Source organism: Deltaproteobacteria bacterium (assembly GCA_019309545.1).
Taxonomy (GTDB): Bacteria; Desulfobacterota; Desulfobaccia; order Desulfobaccales; family Desulfobaccaceae; genus Desulfobacca_B.
Genome location: JAFDGA010000005.1, coordinates 40,036 through 55,069, shown reverse-complemented (window position 1 = coordinate 55,069; position 15,034 = coordinate 40,036). Strand labels below are relative to the sequence as shown.

Annotated in this window: 17 protein-coding genes; 3 read left to right on the top strand and 14 right to left on the bottom strand. The window is 53.7% G+C overall.

The features are described 5' to 3' along the window. Window positions 1–56: 56 nt before the first annotated feature. From JRG72_02745 to JRG72_02695, 11 genes are all read right to left on the bottom strand, one after another. Window positions 57–1,025, bottom strand: coding sequence for a DUF2232 domain-containing protein (locus JRG72_02745; GenBank protein MBW2134143.1), 969 nt, complete (start codon window positions 1,023–1,025; stop codon window positions 57–59). Between the two features lie 16 nt (window positions 1,026–1,041). Then, window positions 1,042–1,299, bottom strand: coding sequence for a 30S ribosomal protein S18 (locus tag JRG72_02740; protein ID MBW2134142.1), 258 nt, complete (start codon window positions 1,297–1,299; stop codon window positions 1,042–1,044). Window positions 1,300–1,302: 3 nt separating this feature from the next. Further along, a complete protein-coding gene (gene rpsF, locus JRG72_02735) occupies window positions 1,303–1,731 on the bottom strand; it encodes a 30S ribosomal protein S6 (GenBank protein ID MBW2134141.1) in 429 nt (142 codons plus the stop codon). Window positions 1,732–2,020: 289 nt separating this feature from the next. Continuing rightward, window positions 2,021–2,659 (bottom strand): hypothetical protein, encoded by a 639-nt coding sequence (locus tag JRG72_02730; GenBank protein ID MBW2134140.1) that lies wholly within the window; start codon window positions 2,657–2,659, stop codon window positions 2,021–2,023. 19 nt (window positions 2,660–2,678) lie between these two features. Then, window positions 2,679–3,098 carry a transcription antitermination factor NusB gene (gene nusB, locus JRG72_02725; GenBank protein ID MBW2134139.1) on the bottom strand — a complete coding sequence of 140 codons (420 nt, stop codon included), beginning with the start codon at window positions 3,096–3,098 and terminating at the stop codon, window positions 2,679–2,681. A 12-nt stretch (window positions 3,099–3,110) separates the two neighbouring features. Continuing rightward, window positions 3,111–3,575 carry a 6,7-dimethyl-8-ribityllumazine synthase gene (locus JRG72_02720; protein ID MBW2134138.1) on the bottom strand — a complete coding sequence of 155 codons (465 nt, stop codon included), beginning with the start codon at window positions 3,573–3,575 and terminating at the stop codon, window positions 3,111–3,113. An 11-nt stretch (window positions 3,576–3,586) separates the two neighbouring features. Then, window positions 3,587–4,789 (bottom strand): bifunctional 3,4-dihydroxy-2-butanone-4-phosphate synthase/GTP cyclohydrolase II, encoded by a 1,203-nt coding sequence (locus JRG72_02715; protein ID MBW2134137.1) that lies wholly within the window; start codon window positions 4,787–4,789, stop codon window positions 3,587–3,589. 56 nt (window positions 4,790–4,845) lie between these two features. After that, the gene (locus JRG72_02710; GenBank protein MBW2134136.1) at window positions 4,846–5,493 is read right to left on the bottom strand and encodes a riboflavin synthase; all 648 of its coding nucleotides are present in this window, start codon (window positions 5,491–5,493) and stop codon (window positions 4,846–4,848) included. Between the two features lie 113 nt (window positions 5,494–5,606). Then, a complete protein-coding gene (locus tag JRG72_02705; GenBank protein MBW2134135.1) occupies window positions 5,607–6,659 on the bottom strand; it encodes a class I fructose-bisphosphate aldolase in 1,053 nt (350 codons plus the stop codon). Between the two features lie 32 nt (window positions 6,660–6,691). Then, window positions 6,692–7,840 carry a lipid-A-disaccharide synthase gene (lpxB, locus tag JRG72_02700; protein ID MBW2134134.1) on the bottom strand — a complete coding sequence of 383 codons (1,149 nt, stop codon included), beginning with the start codon at window positions 7,838–7,840 and terminating at the stop codon, window positions 6,692–6,694. A 232-nt stretch (window positions 7,841–8,072) separates the two neighbouring features. Beyond that, a complete protein-coding gene (locus JRG72_02695) occupies window positions 8,073–9,014 on the bottom strand; it encodes a Gfo/Idh/MocA family oxidoreductase (protein MBW2134133.1) in 942 nt (313 codons plus the stop codon). A 276-nt stretch (window positions 9,015–9,290) separates the two neighbouring features. On the opposite strand from JRG72_02695, the gene JRG72_02690 reads away from it, so the two are divergent. Then, window positions 9,291–10,208, top strand: a complete 918-nt coding sequence (locus JRG72_02690) for a branched-chain amino acid transaminase (GenBank protein ID MBW2134132.1) — start codon at window positions 9,291–9,293, stop codon at window positions 10,206–10,208. Window positions 10,209–10,336: 128 nt separating this feature from the next. Here the strand turns inward: JRG72_02690 and JRG72_02685 are convergent, their stop codons facing one another. The 3 genes from JRG72_02685 to JRG72_02675 form a co-directional block, all read right to left on the bottom strand. Then, complete coding sequence (locus JRG72_02685; protein MBW2134131.1) at window positions 10,337–10,738, bottom strand: CBS domain-containing protein; 402 nt, start codon at window positions 10,736–10,738, stop codon at window positions 10,337–10,339. A gap of 88 nt (window positions 10,739–10,826) precedes the next feature. Continuing rightward, window positions 10,827–11,534 (bottom strand): hypothetical protein, encoded by a 708-nt coding sequence (locus tag JRG72_02680; GenBank protein ID MBW2134130.1) that lies wholly within the window; start codon window positions 11,532–11,534, stop codon window positions 10,827–10,829. 63 nt (window positions 11,535–11,597) lie between these two features. After that, window positions 11,598–12,653, bottom strand: a complete 1,056-nt coding sequence (locus JRG72_02675) for a hypothetical protein (protein MBW2134129.1) — start codon at window positions 12,651–12,653, stop codon at window positions 11,598–11,600. Window positions 12,654–13,035: 382 nt separating this feature from the next. Between JRG72_02675 and JRG72_02670 the strand changes: the two genes are divergently transcribed. Continuing rightward, window positions 13,036–14,364 carry an ATPase gene (locus tag JRG72_02670; GenBank protein ID MBW2134128.1) on the top strand — a complete coding sequence of 443 codons (1,329 nt, stop codon included), beginning with the start codon at window positions 13,036–13,038 and terminating at the stop codon, window positions 14,362–14,364. Beyond that, window positions 14,361–15,026, top strand: coding sequence for a TrkA family potassium uptake protein (locus JRG72_02665; protein ID MBW2134127.1), 666 nt, complete (start codon window positions 14,361–14,363; stop codon window positions 15,024–15,026). Before JRG72_02670 ends, JRG72_02665 begins: the two co-directional genes overlap by 4 nt. Window positions 15,027–15,034 lie beyond the last annotated feature (8 nt).

Here is a 15,034-nt window from a genome sequence, read left to right as displayed (position 1 = left end):
CCTCTTATCATACAGTTATAAAATCAATCAGTCCGGATAACTTCTGGTCTCTAATTTCAGGCCTGGGACGGCGGCCGATGTAAGCGACGAAAATCAAACCAGAGATCAACCAGACCTACCCCAATAACTAGAATGGTTACCGGCTTGAGAAGCAACAACGGATAACCCAGGGCCCTGATTATTTTGGGAACCTGACACTGGTGAAAAATGAAAGCCACAATGGCCAATCCTTGATAGAAATAAATCAGACCGCAGAGCAGCAAGATGTTGAGTGCTACATTCGAGATCCATCCCATCGGCATCAATAGTCCAAAACCGGCCCCTAGGGCGACGAACACTAGCCATTCCGGTGTCTTCCACAGATTGAGAGGGGGCCCGGTCTCCTCTCCGGTGGCCCGCCGCCAAATGGCCCGGCTGAGAATCATATTTAACCAGACCACCAGGGTGGTATTGATCAGCCACAGGGCCGGGCTAATCTGGACCAGTAATTGGATTAGACCGGAAACGGTAAGATCATCCGGCATCAACTGCTCCGGTGGAATCCCTTCCTTACCCAAGAGGGCCAGAAAACCTTTTACCAGGTCGCCGATGGTCTGGGTTAAATACTCAAACGGAGATACGCCCCGGGCCAGCGTCTGCCCGATGAACACCGAGCCCCCGATCACAGCTACCACCAAAACCGTAAAGCCAATAGCTCGATCCGCGGAATAGCCGCGTTGGCTCAGCAGAGCCAGGAGCAGGCCAATCAGGGCCAATCCTAGAAAATGAACAATTTCTCCGGGAAATTGGAAAAAATGTTCCAGGTATAAGATGGCTCCTCCGGCCACCAGGACTAGAAAGAACCCTGACCACCAACCAACCCGCCGACAGACCAGGATAATGGGCAGAGGGATCAGGGTTCCCACCAGCGGCCCAACAAGAGGAATCTGAATGGAGGCAAAATAGAGCATCATCAGGACAAACAGTCCAGTTACCAGCCTTAGAACCAGGGTTGCCTCCACTGGAACCCCCTCCATCTTCCGCACTACCTAGACTACCCCGTTAATCCTGAGGCAACGTAGCAGTATAGGGCATCAGGGCTAAAAGCCGGGCGCGTTTGATTTCTGTGGTAATCTGGCGTTGATGACGAGCACAGTTTCCCGAAATACGGCGTGGAATAATTTTGCCACGCTCGGTAACAAAATGTTTCAAGGTATTGACGTCTTTATAATTGACCAGCAGTTTGTTATCAACGCAGAAGCGGCAAACCTTACGTCGCCGAAATACGGTTTTCCGCTTGCGCCTGGGAGATATGGCCACGTGTTAAACCTCCGTTTCTGGGGATTCGGGAACAGGCTCAACTGCTTCGACCGGAGATGGCATTGCGGCTTCAACCTCAGGGGTCTCTTCCGGGGGGGGCGAGGGCTTAGCCGCCAACTCAGCTTTAACTGCTTCCACGTCCACCCGGTCGCTGGTTTTGATGGTGAGAAAGCGGATAATCCGGTCATCCAGCTTGTAGTTTCTCTCCAATTCCGCCACCACTGCCGGTTCACCCGCAAAATCCGTCAGGACATAATAGCCTCGGGTAAATTTCTTAATCTTATAAGCCAACTTTCGCCGCCCCCAGTCTTCCAGATTAAATAGGGTACCGCCCCAGGAGCTGATAATACCGGTAAATTTGTTGATGGTTGCCTGGATTTCGGCATCCATCAGGTCTGGGTTGACCACAAAGACCGACTCGTAGCGTCGCATCCTACCTCCTTTTGGTTGTAATAGCCCTGGATTTTGGTCCAGAGCAAGGAGCATAAATTTATAATAATATATTTTAAAGTTAATTCTGTCAATATTCCCTCCACCTGGGTTGCCTTTCTGGAGCCGTTGGGCCAGTGGGTTAATTATTACTAAGATCATACAATAAGTAAATCGGGGGCAACGAAAAAATGCTCTTGGGAGAGAGGGCCAGGGGCTGGCGGTCCCCCAGCCTCCCCTCAACTTAACTTTTTAATTCTTTCAAGTGGTAAATGGTAATTGCCCAGTCAAATTAACGCTCAACTATGAAGTAAGTGGTTTTTTCGTCAAAGGCCTGGTCAGTCATCACCTTGTTGATCACCGTATAAGTGCCCGGAGTCGCCTGCTGGGGCACATTAAAGGCAACCTGATCCACATAAGTGCCGTTGGACTTGGTGGTCTGATTCTGGTTGGGAGAGGCAATCCGGTTCCCGCCATACTGAATTTCACGCACCACTGTAACCGGGGTAGGTTGGTTTTCCGGGGTCAGCAGAGTATAGGACATCACCATGTCGACCTGCCCGCCTGGTTTCACCTTAGTGGGATTGACATCGGCCTTTTCAATTGCCAGGATATTGCCCCGGGCGGGTGAATAACTGTATTGCTGAGCCGCCAGATTAGAGTCGCGAACTTGTGATTCCCGGTGTTTGGCATAGAGGTAACCTCCCAGGCCTCCGGCCACCGCCCCGGTAGCAGCACCGACCCAGGCCCCGGTAGCCGCCGAGCCAGTAGCAGCCCCAATGATTGAACCCAAAGCAGCGCCGGTTGCGGCGCCTCCCAAGGCCCCGGCCCCGGCCGAACGGGCCGGATCGTAGTGGCCATTAACCGCACAACCCGCCAGGGACACTAAAAACAACGGGATCAGAATAATCGCTAACGATTTATGGATCATGGTACCCTCCTTTAGCTAGCTAAAGCTGTTCACACTTAGCCTTCCAGATGCGATCCAGAATGCCGTTAATAAAAGCCCCGGAATCCTCGCTGCCGTAACGTTTAGCCAACTCTACGGCTTCGTTGATCACTGCTTTGGGCGGCGTCTGAGGCAGGTAGAGCAGTTCGAAGGCGGCCAGCCTCAAAAGATTGCGATCGATTACCGCCATCCGTTCCACCCGCCAATGCTCCGCGAATCGAGATATCAAGGCATCCAACTCTTCGCAGTGTTCAGCGACTCCATCCACCAATCGCTTGAAATAGGGGGGTGGATTTTTACCTTTCCGAAAATATTGCCAGTATGGGTTAGCGGGTGATTCTCTGCCCGGCCCGGCCATTTCCACCAGATAAAGGCACTGCAACGCCCATTCGCGGGCCTGACTTTTAGAAAGCCGGGGCACAAGTAGCTGGTCTCAAATCTGCCGCATCAGGTTGACCATTTCGATGGCGGCTTCGGCGGCGGCAAAGCCTTTATTGCCAGCCTTGCTGCCGGCCCGCTCAATGGCCTGCTCCAGGGTATCAGTGGTCAGCACCCCATAAATGATCGGCAGCCCGGTTTCCAGCGAGGCGTTGGCGATGCCCTTGCTGACCTCGGAGGCCACATAATCAAAATGCGGGGTAGCTCCCCGGATCACTGCTGCTAGGCAGATCACCGCATCAAAGGCTTTGGTCTGGGCCAGTCTCTTAGCGACCAGGGGCATTTCAAAAGCTCCCGGCACCATAAAGATGGTCAGGTCCTCTTCCTTCGCTCCTTTACGGATCAGCCCATCCAAGGCCCCGCTCAGTAGGCGGTTGCAGATAAAATCGTTGAATCGACTCACTACCAGGGCAAATTTCAGTCCCTCCGCCAGGAGTTTGCCTTCCACCGTCTTGATCATGCCGGTCCCCTTTACACCATATCGAGCAGATGGCCCATCTTCAGACATTTAGTTTTGAGATATTTGACATTTTCCCGGTTCGGGGGTACTTCCAACGGCACCCGCTCCACGACCTTGAGCCCGTAACCCTCCAGGCCAATGATCTTCTTGGGGTTATTGGTCATGAGGCGCATCTGCCGGACTCCCAGGTCACGCAGAATCTGGGCGCCGATGCCATAATCCCGTAAATCCGCCTTAAATCCCAGGGCGACGTTGGCCTCTACCGTATCGGCGCCCTGATCCTGGAGTTCATAAGCCCGCAACTTATTGACCAGCCCGATGCCCCGGCCCTCCTGATGCATATAAATTATCACTCCGCAACCCTCGGCCTCCACCTTTTGCATGGCGGAAATCAACTGATCACCGCAGTCGCAGCGCAAGGAACCAAAGACATCTCCGGTCAGACACTCAGAATGGACCCGAACCAGCACCGGCGTATCCGGTCGGATGTCGCCCTTAATCAAAGCCAGGTGCTGAAAGTCATCAATGTCATTTTCGTAGGCGATGGCGGTGAATTCGCCATAATAGGTCGGCAGTTTGGTAATCGCCCGACGGTGCACAAAGGACTCATGACCCAAACGGTAGGCCACCAGATCAGCAATGGTGGCGATCTTCAGATTGTGCTGCGACGCAAAGATTTCCAGATCCGCCATCCGAGCCATGGTGCCATCGTCTTTCATGATCTCGCAGATCACTGCCGCCGGTTTCAACCCGGCCAGCCGGGCTAGGTCGACCGAGCCTTCGGTCTGACCGGTCCGCACCAAAACCCCGCCCTTACGGGCCCGCAAAGGGAAGACATGGCCGGGGCTGACCAGATCTTCGGGGCCGGTATCATCGGCCACCGCGGTCCGGATGGTGGTGGCTCGGTCCGCCGCCGAAATGCCCGTGGTAACCCCCCGTTTGGCTTCGATAGAGACGGTGAAGGCGGTTCGAAAGGGGGAAGTATTATGACTCACCATCATCGGAATCTGCAACCGCTCAATTATCTCCGGGCTGAGGGCTAGGCAAATCAGGCCCCGGCCAAACCGGGCCATGAAATTGATGGCCTCCGGGGTTACTTTTTCGGCGGCCAGAGTCAGGTCCCCTTCATTTTCCCGGTCTTCGTCGTCAACCAGGATAATCATCTTCCCCTGTTGGATATCAACAATGACGTCTTCGATCGGTGCGATCGGCATATTCCCTAAATCCTCAATTAATTATTATAGTTATCCAATGATCTTAAGTCTGATTATTAAATAAAACCATGGCGCAGAAGTAAATCCGGAGTTATCCCGGACTCTGAAGTCTTACCTTTGGGCCCCAGCAATTTGGCTACGTATTTACCAATAATATCGGTCTCAATATTTACCCTGGCTCCCGTTGCCAAGCCGCCAATGGTGGTATGTTGGGCAGTGTAAGGGATAATGTTCACCATAAACCAATCAGGGCCGCAACCATTGACGGTCAGGCTAATGCCCTCCACGGCGATCGAGCCTTTTTCGATCACATAGCGGCTCCACTGGGGGGAGAGTGCAAATTTGAGCCGCCAGGACTGGGGGCCGACCACCTTTTCCAGCAGGGTTCCGACCGTATCGATGTGCCCGGTGACCAGGTGTCCGCCTAATCGATCCCCGAGCCGCAAAGCTCGCTCTAAGTTTACCAGATCACGCCTCTTTTTCAAGGATAAAGTAGTGCGGGCCAGGGTCTCGGCCGAGACCTCGACGGTGAAATCACTGGCCGTGAGTTCGACCACGGTCAGGCAGGTGCCGCTGACGGCAATGGAATCCCCCAACCGGACCTCGGCCAGATCAAAGGGTGGGCTGACACTCAGCCGCAGGGCATCGGCCACCCGGGTAATCCGGGTAATCTCCCCTATGCCTTCAATCAATCCAGTAAACATCAGGCTGACCTCAGGGTTAAGCAGGGTAGGGCCAAGGACCTGGCTTTTTTCCCAGCTCAGACCTCAACCCTATATTCCCAAGGCCTGACCAGCGAGTCATCCATGGCCTCGGATCAGGCAACCGTAACTTCCGGGCACAGATAGACGTTCTGGATAGTGTTCAGGAGTTCGACTCCTTCGCCCATGGGCCGCTGAAAGGCCTTGCGGCCGGAAATCAGACCCATGCCTCCGGCCCGTTTATTGATTACTGCGGTGCGGGTGGCGTCAGCCAAGTCATTTTTACCCGAAGCGCCCCCGGAATTGATCAGGCCGACCCGACCCATGTAGCAATTGGCCACCTGATAGCGGGTCATATCGATGGGATGGTCGCCGGCCAGCTCGGAATAGACCCGGGCATTGGTTTTGCCGAACTTGAGGGCGGTATAGCCGCCGTTCACTTCAGGCTGCTTCTGTTTGACGATATCCGCCTGGATGGTCACCCCTAAGTGGTTGGCCTGCCCGGTCAGATCAGCCGCGCTATGATAATCCACCTCCCCTACTTTAAAGGCGGGGTTGCGCAGGTAACACCACAGCACCGTCACCATCCCCAGCTCGTGGGCCCGCTCAAAGGCCTCGCTGACTTCCTGAATCTGGCGGCGACTCTCGATGGAACCATAATAGATGGTCGCGCCTACTGCCACCGCGCCTAGATTAAAGGCCTGCTCCACCCTGGCAAACAGGGTCTGGTCATAGATATTGGGATAGGTTAACAGTTCATTGTGATTTATTTTTACTAGAAAAGGAATCCGGTGGGCATACCGGCGGGCCACCGCACCCAGCACCCCCAAGGTGGAGGCCACCGCATTGCAGCCTCCTTCAATGGCCAGCTTAACGATATTTTCCGGGTCAAAATAGATGGGATTGGGAGCAAACGAAGCCCCGCCGGAATGCTCGATTCCCTGATCTACCGGCAGGATGGAGACATACCCGGTGCCAGCCAGACGGCCATGATTCAAGATGCTCGCGAGCGAGCGGAGCACGCCGACCGGCCGATCACTGGGCTCGACCACCCGCTCAATAAAATCCGGCCCAGGCAGGTGAAGCGTCTCTTTAGGAATCCCCGTGCAGGTGTGAGTCAATAAATCTTCGGCCTCCGGTCCCAACAAGCTTTGAATTTTGGAATACATTGAGCCTCCTTATAAAAATGCTTAAGTTGATTTTAATTTGACCGAAATCTTTCATTGAGTTGCGGTGCCATCAGTTCCAGCGCCACCTGGGCAGCCCGGCGGGAGGCGCCTCCCCCCCCTAAACGGTGGATTACCCGTTTCAGGCCGGAACGCATCCGGCTTAAGAGTTGGGGATCAGACAGAAGGTTCTGGACCTCAACCGCCAGAGTTGCCGGGGTCAGCCGGTCCTGAATAAGTTCGGGAAATAAGCCCTCCTCGGCCAACAGATTAACCATGCCGATATGATTGACCCGAATCAGCTGCTTGCCCACCTGATAACTGAGCGGCGCCAGGCGATAGACAATCACCATCGGGGTGCCCCACAGCGCTGCTTCCAGGGTGGCGGTCCCGGAAGTCACCACTGCCAGGTCGGCGGCGGCCAACACTTCATAGGTCTGTCCCTCAAAAATTTTAAGGGGCAGCTCAGACTCGGACACCAGGCGGTTGATCAGCTTTGCTGGGGCGGTAGCGGCCCGCGGCAACAGGAAGCGACACTTCAGGACCTGCTGCTGCACGATTTCGGCCCCGGCAAGCATAATCGGCAAAAGGTGCTCGATCTCACTGGCCCGACTGCCCGGCAGCAAAGCAATGGCCAGCTCCTGGTCGGCCAGACCCAGTTGTCGGCGCAGTATCGGGCGGGGCGGCAGGGTTGGCATGGTTTCCAAGAGGGGATGGCCCACATAGGTCACTGCCACTCCATGTTCCTGATAGAATTTCTCTTCAAAGGGAAAGATCACCACCATGCGGTCCACCAGGCGGGCAATGGTATGCACGCGATAACGCCGCCAGGCCCAGACCTGGGGGCTGATATAGTAAAGCACCGGCACCCCAAAATGGCGGGCAAAACGGGCTACCAAAAGGTTGAAGTCGGGATAATCGACCAGAATCGCCAATTGCGGCCGGGTGTTTTTGAGATAGTGCCACAGACTCACCAGGGCTCGCCCTACCATTGGCAGCTTTTCCGCCACTTCCCACAGGCCGACCACCGCCAGGTCTTGGGCAGGAAAGGCAATCTTTACCCCCTGACGGGCCAGATAGTCGCCGCCGATGCCATAAAACTCGGCCTGGGGCAGTTGTTCCTGGATGACGGCCACCAGCCGGGCGGCATGTTGGTCTCCGGAAGTCTCACCGGCCACTACCAAGATTTGGGGTTTCAGGTTTTTTGTTCTCGTTTTTCTATTGAAAAAGGATCTGGAGCTATTAAACATAGTTAAAAGTTATGGTGGTTCCAGAGCTGTGTTTGGGAATCCAGCGGTTTTTCCTAACCAAATTCATTTATTTTATGATTTGAGTAATATTAATTATTTTGCCCAAGCCAAGCTCAGAAACGAGGGGCGAACAATTCTCCCGAATCCTGTCTGAAAACCATATCCTTCAGACCCTGGCCTTGCGCATGGCGGCATTGATGTCCAGGGCCAGGGCCAGGGCCGCCTTGCCGGCTTCGCCGCTGACTATCGGGTCTTGCCGCCGGGCCACTGCCTCCAGAAAGGCGGCAATCTCTTTTAACAGGGGGTCGGCCGGTGGAAAACTCAGATTCTCCAGATTGATACCGGGGTAGATGCCAGCCGCCTGGTCGGTCTTTTCGACGCAGGTCAATTCCCGCTTTTCAAAATCCAGCGACAGATAGGTTAGAGGCTGGAACAGCCGAAACTTTCGCATACTCTTTAACGACACCCGGCTGGCGGTCAGGTTGGCGATGCAACCGGTATCAAACTCCAGACGGGCGTTGGCCAGATCAATAGTATCGGTAAGCACTGAAATCCCTGCGGCCCGGATTTCTTTGACTTGCCCCGGTACCAGGGAGAGGGTCAGGTCGAGGTCGTGAATCATCAGATCCAAGACAACATCCACATCCGTGGCCCGTTCCTTGAAAAAGGCCAGGCGATGGGTTTCGATGAATTGCGGCTGCGTTACCCGTCGGACCAGCTCTTCGACCGTCGGGTTAAAGCGCTCCAGGTGGCCGACCTGCAAGATCCGTCCCTGCTGTCGGGCCAATTGGACCAGTTCTTCTGCTTCGGTCACCGTCGTGGCCAGAGGCTTTTCTACCAGGACATCGCAACCCTGGAGCAGGCAGTCACGGACCACAATGAAATGCTGGGAAGTGAACACCGCCACACTAACGGCCTGGACCAACGGCAGCAACTCCCGATAATCCTGGAAGACCTGAGTACGGCAGGCCTCCGCCACCTGGGCAGCTCGCTGGGGGTCGAGATCCGCCACCCCGACCAGTTCCGCTGGTTCCAGGGCGGCATATTTTTCGGCGTGAAAGCGGCCCAGATAGCCCACGCCAATAACCCCAACCTTGATCGGTTGCATAACTGGGTGTCAGCTCCTAAATATGGTAAACGGTAAATATATAGATGGCTTCAGATTGAAAAAAACCGTTGAGTCCGGTCCCGACTAGTTCGGTTTAAAAAACCAGGAAACATAATCGGCTCATTGCCTTAAAATAATATCCAGGATTTAATTAAATTACACATTTACCGACGGGATTGCAAACAAAACCTGTCCACGGCCCGGATTGGAAATAGTATTTGACATCCCCAGGAAAATGCGCTAAAAATTTGCACGTATGGCCTAAAGGAGTAACAGATGGTTGAAAAAACTAAATTTATCTGGCTGGACGGGAAATTTGTGCCCTGGGACGAGGCCCAGGTCCATGTCCTCACTCATACTTTGCATTATGGTCTGGGGACCTTTGAAGGTATCCGGGCTTATCAGACCCAGGACGGTCGAACGGCCATCTTCCGCCTGCCGGAGCACACTGAGCGATTGTTTGATTCGGCCCACGTCATCCAAATGACCATGCCGTATTCTCAAGAAGAGATTAATCAGGCCTGTATTGAGACTCTTAGAATTAATGAGCAAAAAGACGGTTATATCCGGCCGCTTGTTTTTATCGGCGATGGGGTAATGGGACTGCACCCGCAGAATAATCCCACCCGCGTCGCCATTATCACTTGGCCCTGGGGGGCATACTTGGGCGACGAGGGCATGCGCCGCGGTATCCGGGTCAAAACCTCTTCTTTTATTCGCCATCACGTTAATATTATGATGACCCGGACCAAAACCGTCGGCAATTATGTCAACTCCATTCTGGCCAAACGGGAGGTGACTCAGGCCGGTTATGACGAAGCCCTGCTGCTCGACACCGAGGGCTACGTCGCCGAAGCCTCCGGAGAGAATATTTTCATGGTCAAAAAGGGGGTCCTTTTGACCCCGCCGGTCTCAGCCATCTTGGCCGGCATTACCCGCGATAGCATCGTCACAGTAGCTCAAGATTTGGGGATACCGGTAAAAGAGGAGCGGTTCAGCCGAGATAAGCTCTACATTGCCGATGAGGCCTTCTTAACTGGTACCGCCGCCGAGGTAACCCCAGTCCGGGAGGTGGATGATCGGCTGATCGGTCCGGGCCATCCCGGCCCCATTACCCTCCGGTTGCAGAGGGCCTATTTTGCAGTGGTCAAAGGAGAAAATCCCCGCTACGCTTCCTGGCTGACTTATATTTGAAACTATTACGTAGGTCTTAAAAAAAATGAATGGGGGGCAGAGAAAAACTGCCCCGGGAAAAGGGGGCCAGAGGTCGCCGGTCCTCCGCTCAAATTAACTTCAGCAAAATTCTGGCGGTAGAGGTTGCTTCAACTCTTCAGATATTGAGAGAGAACATCAGTTTCGGTGATCAATCCGATTAATTCACCCTCTTGCACTACTGGCAGACAGCCGATTTTTTTATCCAGCATCAGCCGAACCGCTTCTTTTAATTCTGCTTCAGGGAAGATGGTTATTAAATCAGTCTTCATGATATCCTTAATCCGAATGGTTTTCATCAAATCGCGGCTCGCCCGAGTGCCATAACCCAGAGCTTGGGCCAATGAACTGCGGAATAGGTCGCGTTCGGAAATAATACCCACCAACTTTTTGCCTTCTACCACCGGAAGATGACGGATGCGCCCTAACTGCATGATATCGTTGGCCAGACTTAATTCGTCTTCGACATTTAAGGTGGCCACATCTTTGACCATTACATCCCGGACTTTCATGGATCATCTCCTCTTTTGATAACCGGGAGGATTTTTTGCGCCCAGACCCTCCCTGTTGCTTATCACCAAATTTACCAGGCCATCAGAATCATTCAGTCCTGGGCGGCTTGGGAAGATTGGCAAATAGGTACGTCAGACCCCGGTCGATCCGTTCATAGGCAACTTCATCTCCTCCACGACCCAAAAGGGCTAGCGATTTCAACCCCGTGCCCAAACTGAGACTGGTCTCTTTCTGGCCGTGCCAGCGACAACTGCCGTCAGCCCCGACCAGAATCGCCTCCAAAGTTACCTCACTCTCGGCATCATCCAGGATTTCCTCGCCTTTGCTACGCATCCCGCTTTGGGTCAGAGCCAGGCGATATTCTCCGCCGCGGGCGGCGTAGAGCCGCAGTGCGCCGATCATCACGGCATCGACGTTTTTCTCCTGGGCCAGGGTGATGACTTTGGCAGTGTCGACGGTAGCAGATTCTTCAGGATCCAGCATCTTAAAGGTTAAGCAAGGCTCGCCCCACCGTCCCCACTGGATCAGTTGCAATTCTTGGGGATCTCGGTCGTCGGTCACAATGTTAAAGTTCGAAGCCATGGCCAGCTTGCTTTCGGCAAGATGTAGGATTCGCCGCCCTTTGTTCATATCGTCATAGACCTTGCCAGGGAATCCCACCAGCAGGACCTTCTTAATACCGGCGACGGAGGGCTGGTGTTTGGGCGTGCTGGCACAGCCCAATCCGGAAATAGCCACGGCCAGAATCAGCCAGCCGCACCCCTGTAGTCCAAAGCTTGGTTTTGAATATTTCACTTGCGACTCCTAATGCCAAGATAGAATCTTAAAGCGGGAAAGTCAATGCGGTCAGGTTCAGGGTCAAATACTTTCTTGCCAATCCCGGGCTCGAGTACTCAAGTCGGCCAGGGAGACCAAAGCCTGTCGAGCCTGCTCCGAGGTCAAGTAGGCCAAGCCACAGGCCGGAGTGAGGAGGCTCTGGGACAGCAGGGTCTTGCGGTCCAGTCCAGTCTTCTCCAACTGAATGACCTGCTCCTGAAATCGCTTCCAGAGCTGGTCAACGGTTTCGGCGGGGGCGGTGGGACTGGTGGGGACCACGCCCCAGGCCAGGTATCCGCCCCGGGCCAGAAAGTTTTCTACGCTTTGCTCATACAGGATCAGGGTATCAAAATATCCATAGGCGTCAAAGCTGAGGATATCAATCGGGGTTTCCAGCAGCATGGACCAATCGGTATTGCCGCAGCAGTGGATGCCGAAGAGAACCTCCCCATGCTGGCGACAGGTTTCCATGGCCTCGGTCAGGCTGGCGACAACTTCGGCCCGAGAAATAGGCATGAAGGCTGAGCCAAAGCCGGTGAGATAAGGCTCATCAAAAAAGATTACCGCCTGCTTACCCAGGTTGCGGATTTCTTGGGCCTGCCAGGCGGCCTTTAAGGCCAATCCCTGGGTTACGGCCTGACTCAGCTCCCGATCAAAAAGGATGGCTTTGCCCTGCTGATCCTTGACCATCCCAGCAAAGGTAACGGGCCCAACAACTTGACCTTTTAAGAATGACGGTGACTCTGGCGGCCGGGTCTGAACCGCGGCCAACAGGTCAAAAAACCCCACCGCTTCTTCCGGGTGCAAGGCAAAAGCGGTTAAATCGCCGCCCAGGGCCAGTTCATAAAATTGGGTCAGGGTGGCGTCGCGGTCAAGCTGGCCGTCCAGGTTGACGGTCCGATGTTCAGCATCCAGACGCAGCCCCGGCAATCCCCGGGCGGCTTGCGGAACCATATCTTCTTGAAATCCCAGTTTGACCATCTGCGGCCAGAAGGGCAGTTCCGGCAAGTATTGCAGGATTAAGGCCACTGCTTCCTGGGAGTTCAGAAACGGCACCGACCCGATGCCGGTGGCGGCTAAGGCTGGCAGGACGTCCATATAATCACCATGTTTTTTTTAGTAGAGATTAAACCTTATAAAACCTAATATTTTTACCCACACTTGTCAATAAACAAGGGCCGCTGGATAGAAATTTCAGGTCTGACATATACCACTAAGATAATAAATATAGCCAAAGTTTCTGAAAATGTATATGATTCCCTAAGGGGAGAACAAAGGAAATAGCCTCCAATCTGATAAGAAATGGGAAATTTTTCAGGCTATATTTTCCACTCTTTTCCGACATAGAAATTATCGGGGCGGAGCAGGACCTATCCTCTGGGAGGGAAACTTCCTGGTCTGAGAGAGTGGCTCCAAGTTTCCTAAAGTGGTCAGCAATTCTCTAATAAAAGGATTGTTCCAATTACTTAAAGCACCCCAGATGCTGCTGGTAGGGGGATTTGCCGGGGTCATTTTCTTGGGGTCGCTGTTGCTTTCCTTACCCTGGGCTCAGCATTCCGGCCACATCCGCTACTTGGATGCCCTGTTTACCTCTACTTCCGCAGTATGCGTCACCGGCCTGATCGTGGTTGACACCGGTACGGCCTATACTTTATTCGGACAGTTGGTTATCCTACTGCTCATTCAAACCGGCGGCCTGGGAGTCATGACCTTTGCCGCCTTGATCTTCCGGATGCTGGGCCGGCGTTTATCTCTACAATCGCAGGCGGTGCTGCATGACTATTTCTTCCAACGGGATATCGGCGGAGAATTTAAACGGATATTCGGTCATATCCTCCTGACCACTCTAATTATTGAAGCCGTCGGCACCCTACTGATTTTTGCCTCCCTTTGTTGGCGCACCCAGGATATAGGTGGAGCCTTGTACTCAGCTATATTCCATTCCGTGTCCGCTTTTTGCAACGCGGGTTTCTCCATCTACAAGGATAGTCTGATTGAGTTGCGGGACAGCGTAGTGGTATCGAGCACAATAATGTTTCTTATTATCCTCGGTGGCTTGGGCTATGGGGTGCTCCTGGAACTTTGGCGGTTATTTCTGTATTACCTGGGCAAAAAGGACCGGCTTCCCGGTAGTCATCTCCTCTCGTTGCATACCCGGGTGGTGCTCTGGACCAGCAGCACCCTGATTGTCATCGGTACCTTGGGTCTCCTGGTTTTAGGCCTCACCTCCGGGGAGCATTCCTGGGGGGAAAAGATCGGGGCCGCCCTGTTTCAGTCGATTTCCGCCCGGACCGCAGGATTCAATACTATTCAGATCGGCTGGCTGCCCCTGAGCTCACTGTTTCTGCTAGGCATGCTGATGTTTATCGGCGGCTCCCCAGGATCATGTGCAGGTGGCGTCAAAACTACCTCACTGGCCATCTGGTTGGCCGAATTTCGGGCCCGATTGCGGGGCGAAGCGGACGTTAAAATTATTAATCGCCGCTTGCCGCTAGAAATTTTATGGCGCAACACCCTGCTCATCCGGCTGGCCGCGCTGTGGAACATTGTCGGCATCTTAATTCTTTTATCCACCGAGGGTTTGGGCTCCGGGATGGGCATGCAAGACGTAATCTTTGAACAACTTTCGGCGTTTGGCACGGTGGGACTGTCCACCGGATTGACGGACAAACTCTCGGACTTCGGCCGGATCTGGATTATTGCCACGATGTTTTTAGGTAGACTAGGTCCGCTGACTATGGCTATCTGGATTTTACCAGAAAAACATGTCCCCCTGCGTTATCCGATGGGGAAGGTAATGATCGGATGAATCAAAAAAAATATATTTGCGTGGTCGGGCTGGGCCACTTCGGCGCTGAATTGGCCACTAACTTGGCCCAGAGTTGTGAAATTCTGGCCATGGATTCTAGCGAGAAACGGGTCAATGCCCTGGTTGAGCGGGTACAACGCGCCGTGATTATGGATGCCCGCGATTTCGCGGCTCTGAGTTCGGTAGTGACGCCGGATTTCGACGAGGCTATCGTTACTATCAGCGGGAATCTGGAAGCCAGCATTTTATGTACCTTACACTTAAAAAAAATCGGGGTGCCGATGATTCGGGCTAAGGCCATCAGCGATGATCATGCGGCTATTCTGAGCTCCGTCGGGGCCCAAGAGGTAATTTTCCCAGAACGTGAGTCCGCCCGCCGCCTGGCCGTCAAGATCATCAACCCCAACCTCTTGGATTTCGTTAGCCTGGCCGAAGGATATGAGGTGCAGGAGCTGGCGCCTCCCGATTCTTTCAATGGTCACAGTATTAAGGAACTAGAATTAAGAAAGCAGTTTGGGGTATTCGTCATTGCCATCAAGGAACTGGTGCCAGAGCGCTTCGTTTTTTTGCCTGACCCCAGTTTTGTCATTAAACCCAGCGATATCCTGGTTATGATCGGACGGCAGGAGGACCTCCAACGCATTCAGGAGGGCGATCTTTAAACCGTAAG

Bases quoted from the DNA above. Each gene is read 5' to 3' on its own strand.
- JRG72_02675 (MBW2134129.1), bottom strand. From the start codon at position 12,653: ATGGACGTCCTGCCAGCCTTAGCCGCCACCGGCATCGGGTCGGTGCCG.
- JRG72_02715 (MBW2134137.1), bottom strand. From the start codon at position 4,789: ATGCCGATCGCACCGATCGAAGACGTCATTGTTGATATCCAACAGGGG.
- JRG72_02670 (MBW2134128.1), top strand. From the start codon at position 13,036: ATGCTGCTGGTAGGGGGATTTGCCGGGGTCATTTTCTTGGGGTCGCTG.
- JRG72_02690 (MBW2134132.1), top strand. From the start codon at position 9,291: ATGGTTGAAAAAACTAAATTTATCTGGCTGGACGGGAAATTTGTGCCC.
- JRG72_02720 (MBW2134138.1), bottom strand. From the start codon at position 3,575: ATGATCAAGACGGTGGAAGGCAAACTCCTGGCGGAGGGACTGAAATTT.
- JRG72_02705 (MBW2134135.1), bottom strand. From the start codon at position 6,659: ATGTATTCCAAAATTCAAAGCTTGTTGGGACCGGAGGCCGAAGATTTA.
- rpsF (MBW2134141.1), bottom strand. From the start codon at position 1,731: ATGCGACGCTACGAGTCGGTCTTTGTGGTCAACCCAGACCTGATGGAT.
- JRG72_02730 (MBW2134140.1), bottom strand. From the start codon at position 2,659: ATGATCCATAAATCGTTAGCGATTATTCTGATCCCGTTGTTTTTAGTG.
- JRG72_02695 (MBW2134133.1), bottom strand. From the start codon at position 9,014: ATGCAACCGATCAAGGTTGGGGTTATTGGCGTGGGCTATCTGGGCCGC.
- JRG72_02665 (MBW2134127.1), top strand. From the start codon at position 14,361: ATGAATCAAAAAAAATATATTTGCGTGGTCGGGCTGGGCCACTTCGGC.
- JRG72_02710 (MBW2134136.1), bottom strand. From the start codon at position 5,493: ATGTTTACTGGATTGATTGAAGGCATAGGGGAGATTACCCGGATTACC.
- JRG72_02685 (MBW2134131.1), bottom strand. From the start codon at position 10,738: ATGAAAGTCCGGGATGTAATGGTCAAAGATGTGGCCACCTTAAATGTC.